Origin of the sequence: Pseudomonas sp. 34 E 7, from assembly GCF_900005715.1 — a bacterium.
In the GTDB taxonomy this organism is placed as follows: Bacteria; Pseudomonadota; Gammaproteobacteria; order Pseudomonadales; family Pseudomonadaceae; genus Aquipseudomonas; species Aquipseudomonas orientalis_A.
The window spans coordinates 1-4982 of the sequence record NZ_CVTX01000124.1 but is presented as its reverse complement, the minus strand read 5'-3'; the positions used below and the strand labels follow the sequence as shown (position 1 = coordinate 4982).

The window sequence follows — 4982 nt, the reverse complement described above, 5'->3', positions numbered from 1 at the left end:
TGGCCGGGAGCTGCGGTACGCAACTGAAAGCTTCCGGCCCAAAAAAGCGGCTCCGAATCGCCGAATGAAGGCTAAGAAACCTGATCACCTATCACTATGATGGGTGCTCCGAAGGTTACATCAGATAGCCGAGTAGCCTCAGCTAATGCCCGTAAAGGGGCAGGCAAATCGAAAAGTGTCAGTGGATTCAGTGGGCGGCATTGCAGCTCATACCCCCTCAAGGCCTGGCGTGAATCGCGATGAACGTCTGACCAGTCGTACGCGAAGAACCCACGTTTGGCAAATTCAACGAAAGCGTTTACGCCAGCCCTGGCAGTGACCCGATCTACATCGGACACCTCCGGCAATGAAAGGACAAATTCTTCGGAGTTTTCGACGGAGGGCATTGCGGAATCAGGAACCGGCCCCGGCCCCCCCGTAGTGAAGAGCGCAACCTGCCCGACGGCGTCGGTGGCGACCCATCCAACATCAAAGTCCTGGAGAACGAAGGGAGCCACCATTTGCACCTACTTTATAAAAAGGGACGAGTTGATTTCCTAACTCTACTTGCCAGCCCAGAGTGTGTAAAAGCGCGTCGGCAAACTCTTAAAGCGGGAAGAAATTCGACGAGTTCATTGCCCCAGCTTTAAACATCAGGTTCTGGCCGATTACTGCCCGCTACGACAGGCAGAAATCGGCCAATAGCGGAAAGTTGGTGACTAGAAAAGTCGAAAGCGGAACGAGCCATCGAGACTGCGGCGACTACGCCCTATCTATTCGCCCGGAGTAGCAACCCTGCTTGGCATTGTGAACGTGAATGTAACTAACCCCTGGATCAGCAAACATCCGAGTAACAACAGGTTCTATCGCTATTCCATCTACGACGTCGGCATTGAGCATCATCCCATCATCAGTGAATGCACGAAGTGATAGCAGACGGATTCGCATAGACTCGGGTATCTGATCGACTGCGTCATAAGCTTGCGTAGCCCACTCCCTTATGAAGATCGCATGTGAGGCACGGTATGGCGTCTCGGCTGGCTGAGAGAGATGGTTGAGTAAAAGCACACTCTGACCTAGCTCTGCATCCTTTATTTCGATACGGTCAGGAAAGCCTGGGTTGCTGTCGACCATGTAACGCTTTATCCCGAGAGATGCTAGCTCTTGGTCGGGCAATCCAAACAGTGACTGGAATGGCTCGGGGGAAAGGCCAGTTATACGAAACGCCATGGTTAAACTCCTATTAGTTGGAGTCGTATCAGGCTGGAATTCGTCCAGCACTTACTATCCGTTTCTTGCTGCCTTATTCAAGCTGACCGAGACCGACTGCTTAGGGTCGAAAGCGGTCGTCAGTGAGCGGCAGCTATCGGCCAGAAGCAGACGGACCGTGAATGTCAGAAAGCGACCGGTCCCTGACCGACCCGAAGAATCAGCGCCTGGTCACCGGACGCACTGATCAGGGTGTCGTCAGTTACCGAAAGTGCGTGAGTCTGGAGGGAATCGCATAGCTCTGACAGAAGCCCTTGAACGACGCTGAAGGATAAATCGGACTAACAAGCGCCGAACTTAAGTGATAAAGGATGGACGTGAACGGCTTTCCTGAAAAGCTGCCCTCAATTGTGAAGGACTCGTCCTTCACAACACCCCTTGGATGCACCCGGGAGCACCAGCTTAAGGACCTGAGGACCAATCCTTCATCCCCGATATCCAGAACTTCATCGACGTTTGCCAAATTATCAGTGCGGGAGCCTACCGGCTTTAAGATGATGATGTCATAGCTCATACGTTTTCCTGTGGCCCATCCCCCACGTGCGCTTCATCTCACTCGTTAGAGGGGATAAGCAAGTGACCGAAAAAGGTAGACTTGTCGCTGCTAGTCCCAGTCCATTTTAATGTTCTCCTGTTTTCGGAACGCGTCCAGCACGCTCTGGAACTGGGAGCGTTCGAAAGTCAGGCTCGGTATTGAGTCGTACCAATCAACAGCAGGGGATTGCAGCGTAATTAAATCCTTCAGCAAGCCAAATCGGCGCCACTGGACATAGTGCTCACCGGCATGCTGCTCAGCGACTATGACGGTACAAGTCAGATCCAAGTCATCAGAGCAAACAAGTAGTGGAACCAGGTCCGCCAGCCCGGCGCTGTTGAGTAAATCCGGTCCCATACCAAACAGGTGTCTTTATCGCTGTACAAGCCTGAATGAGCGGCTACCAAGTGTAGCTCAGCTTCTCGATTGTGCCGAGGTAGCCAAACCTCCATAGGTACTCCGTCAACGGCAAAGGTCGGATAGAAATCCAGGCTGTGTTTAGATTTATGGCTTGCAATAGATAGCAGATTATTCATTCTGACCCTCGAATCCCTGAAGTTTACAGAGATTACTTTCCCTAGATGCGGACGGCTTCTAATCGCCGACACCCGAAAAATTCAGAGTTTTGTGATCCGAACGATATGGCTCGCATGAGCATCTTCTATTCGATTGAAGCCGCAGCGCAGGTAAAAAGCGCTCCCCTCCAAGGTATCGGTGTAGAGACGCACACGCTCAAAATGCACCGCGGCGTGGGCAAGCAATGCGTTAACCAATCTGCGGCCAACCTGTTGCCCGCGTGACGCAGGCGCCACATACACACGTCGCAGCCTTCCTGTACGGTCATGGGTGAACGGATCAACCGACAGGCCTCCAATGCCCACAAGTTGCTGGTTCAGATAAGCCGCCATGAGGCATTCGCCAGGCGCATCAAAGCGATGGGTGCCTGACTGCCATTCTGAAGTCAGTCGGGTGAGAAACCTGAAGCCTTCTGCAACTGCCGCTTTTTCCAGGTCGAGGATTTGGGGCGGCAGATGCGTGATCCGTTGAATCTCCATTGAGTTCAATCTTCTCTGATCGGGCGCGAACCCCTTCTGAGGTCTCTGGGGATATTGACTTGGGCCGTGGGCACGCCAGTGGCGGCTATCGACCCAGCCGGTGTGAAAACGCAGACGTCAAATCACAGTTTTGCTGCTTATAAAAAGCGGCACACATTTGAAGCCGGCCTTGACTATAAACTCCGTGACATAAGGTATTGCTCTTTCCCCCAAGCCTCAAAGCGCTCCAATACTTTCCAGCCAAGCTTGGTGTAATAACTGCTCTGGTTGTGCGTGTGCAAGTACAAGGTAGTGAACCCAGCGTCTCGTGCATGGACACAGATGCCTTCATTTACTGCACTGCGAGCCCCCTCTTTCGAGCTTCAGGTGTGACGAACACACACGCAAGCCAAGGACCTAGATCCGGCCGGTCAGACAGGTCATTACTGGCAAGCGTAGCGCCACCTAGCAACTGGTCTCGTTCGGTTGCGATCAGACACTTCCAACTGCCATCACGCTGCCCATCAAAGAACTCGTGTTGCCAACTCGAAAGAGATTGCTGCGTAAACTCATAATTGAATTCCCGATAAAGCCATTCGGCCATAACGTCGCACTTGTCCATTTGTTTATCGAGCCAATCCACTCGCAGCATCTGAAACGCTCCTTATATATTCGTCACGCCGGTAGGATTCTGGACAATCATACAGCCGTCTGCCTGCGGCACAGACTATGTCGAAGCCATATCCATACTGGTTTCCCTGCTCACCCTCATACTGGCTTGGCCCAACGTTGCCGGCAGGGCTTGTAATGGACCTGGCCGGAGCATGGGCTACGCATGGTTACGGTGCAGGTGCCGGCAACTTCTGGCACCACTTGATAGAACGTAGCGCTTCCTCGGCAGGCACAAGCGCGTAGCGCGAGTAATACATTGTTCCACCGAAACGCCCCTCGTCGATTTCGCCCAAGGTCTGCCCGTCCGTGTAGGCCGAAGTGCTGAGCTGGTCTGCGATGTAATACACCTTTCCATTCTCGACGGTGATATCGAAACGCTTGTTAACCATACCGCTTATTATCGGTGGCGAGGTGGAAGCGACGCTGTGCTTGCCGGCGGGAATGTCGGCTTTGAAAAAACTCCCGGAGGGCAAGCTGCCAATTGCGCGACCATCGACCAGAATGGTCGGAGCGACCCCGCTACCGATGCTGGCGGAAGTACGATAGAAGTAGACCGTGGCCTCGTCCGGACGAGGTTCTGCCGGTGATGTGAAGAATGGTTGGCCTGTGAGGTCCGGACCGCTGATGCAGCCGGTCAGTGAGGCCAGGCCTGCGAACAGGCTGGCCCAGAGGAGCGTACAGCACTTCATGGCATGAAATTCCTTGAAAGTGGATCAATGGGCGTCGGGGCCGATGACGGTCACCAGTACCGGATTCAGAGCGTGCACAGCCCTTTACCGAAGTCAGTGGCATCAGAACTCGGCCACGGCGCAAAACCGCTCTTTGCCGTCATATTCACGATGTTCCGATCCTTGAGCATCGGGTACTTGCGCTTGAGCGCCTGCACAGTGCTCTCGGCATTGTTCACGTTGGACAGGCAAAAACGCAGGGCATCGGAGCGCAGGTCGCCGATATAGAGAATTTCCCCGGCCTTCACCGAGAAAACCGCAGGCACAGGGCGCGGCATCGATTTTCCCGCGTAATACACGTAATGCCACCGCGTGTACTCATACTCACCAGGCGGCACTTCATACATGAAGTAATGGCCCAGCACAGAGGGCGATGGCTGATCATCTTCATTGCCCAGCGTCGTCAGCCGTATTGCGGTACCGGGTGCTCCCTGGTGGTCGATTTCAACCACCAGCCCATGGGGCTGCATCATCGGAAAGCTCTCACCAATCGAACCCACGATGATCGCCTTACTCGGGTCAGGTGCGTGCTTGCCGTCGTAGCGTGACGTCGCGCACCCGGACAGAAGGGTTGCGCAGAGCGCGACCGCGCCCCAGACGAGATATTTACTGCTGACTTTCCCTAGCATTGGTCTTTTTTCCGATCAGTAATCTTGCAGTTTGTAGAGCCCAGCCGAGCGAACCAAACGTTCGTACACCTGGTACTTCGTTGTTGGCTCGGCCGAACCTATTGTCCAGCTACCCGCACCTTGATAACAACCCACT

6 protein-coding genes and 1 pseudogene are annotated in these 4982 nt (G+C 53.9%); all 7 read right to left on the bottom strand.

Features of this window, described 5'->3' with window-relative positions; all coding sequences use genetic code 11:
- Positions 1-741: 741 nt before the first annotated feature.
- The gene (locus BFP96_RS10400) at positions 742-1209 is read right to left on the bottom strand and encodes a DUF1203 domain-containing protein (protein WP_003192632.1); all 468 of its coding nucleotides are present in this window, start codon (positions 1207-1209) and stop codon (positions 742-744) included.
- Between the two features lie 241 nt (positions 1210-1450).
- Positions 1451-1762: a hypothetical protein gene (locus tag BFP96_RS10395; protein ID WP_240995354.1), complete on the bottom strand. Its 312-nt coding sequence runs from the start codon at positions 1760-1762 to the stop codon at positions 1451-1453.
- A gap of 90 nt (positions 1763-1852) precedes the next feature.
- The gene (locus BFP96_RS10390; protein ID WP_256548926.1) at positions 1853-2140 is read right to left on the bottom strand and encodes a hypothetical protein; all 288 of its coding nucleotides are present in this window, start codon (positions 2138-2140) and stop codon (positions 1853-1855) included.
- A gap of 260 nt (positions 2141-2400) precedes the next feature.
- Positions 2401-2838, bottom strand: coding sequence for a GNAT family N-acetyltransferase (locus BFP96_RS10385; RefSeq protein WP_065936158.1), 438 nt, complete (start codon positions 2836-2838; stop codon positions 2401-2403).
- A gap of 173 nt (positions 2839-3011) precedes the next feature.
- Positions 3012-3469: pseudogene (locus BFP96_RS10380) on the bottom strand (GNAT family N-acetyltransferase).
- Between the two features lie 187 nt (positions 3470-3656).
- Positions 3657-4178, bottom strand: coding sequence for a DUF2846 domain-containing protein (locus tag BFP96_RS10375; RefSeq protein WP_065936157.1), 522 nt, complete (start codon positions 4176-4178; stop codon positions 3657-3659).
- 65 nt (positions 4179-4243) lie between these two features.
- Positions 4244-4846, bottom strand: a complete 603-nt coding sequence (locus tag BFP96_RS10370; protein ID WP_065936156.1) for a hypothetical protein — start codon at positions 4844-4846, stop codon at positions 4244-4246.
- Positions 4847-4982 lie beyond the last annotated feature (136 nt).

What these genes read in the sequence shown, in the direction of transcription:
- BFP96_RS10395 (WP_240995354.1), bottom strand. Translation starts at nt 1,762, where the DNA reads ATGAGCTATGACATCATCATCTTAAAGCCGGTAGGCTCCCGCACTGAT.
- BFP96_RS10385 (WP_065936158.1), bottom strand. Translation starts at nt 2,838, where the DNA reads ATGGAGATTCAACGGATCACGCATCTGCCGCCCCAAATCCTCGACCTG.
- BFP96_RS10400 (WP_003192632.1), bottom strand. Translation starts at nt 1,209, where the DNA reads ATGGCGTTTCGTATAACTGGCCTTTCCCCCGAGCCATTCCAGTCACTG.
- BFP96_RS10390 (WP_256548926.1), bottom strand. Translation starts at nt 2,140, where the DNA reads ATGGGACCGGATTTACTCAACAGCGCCGGGCTGGCGGACCTGGTTCCA.
- BFP96_RS10375 (WP_065936157.1), bottom strand. Translation starts at nt 4,178, where the DNA reads ATGAAGTGCTGTACGCTCCTCTGGGCCAGCCTGTTCGCAGGCCTGGCC.
- BFP96_RS10370 (WP_065936156.1), bottom strand. Translation starts at nt 4,846, where the DNA reads ATGCTAGGGAAAGTCAGCAGTAAATATCTCGTCTGGGGCGCGGTCGCG.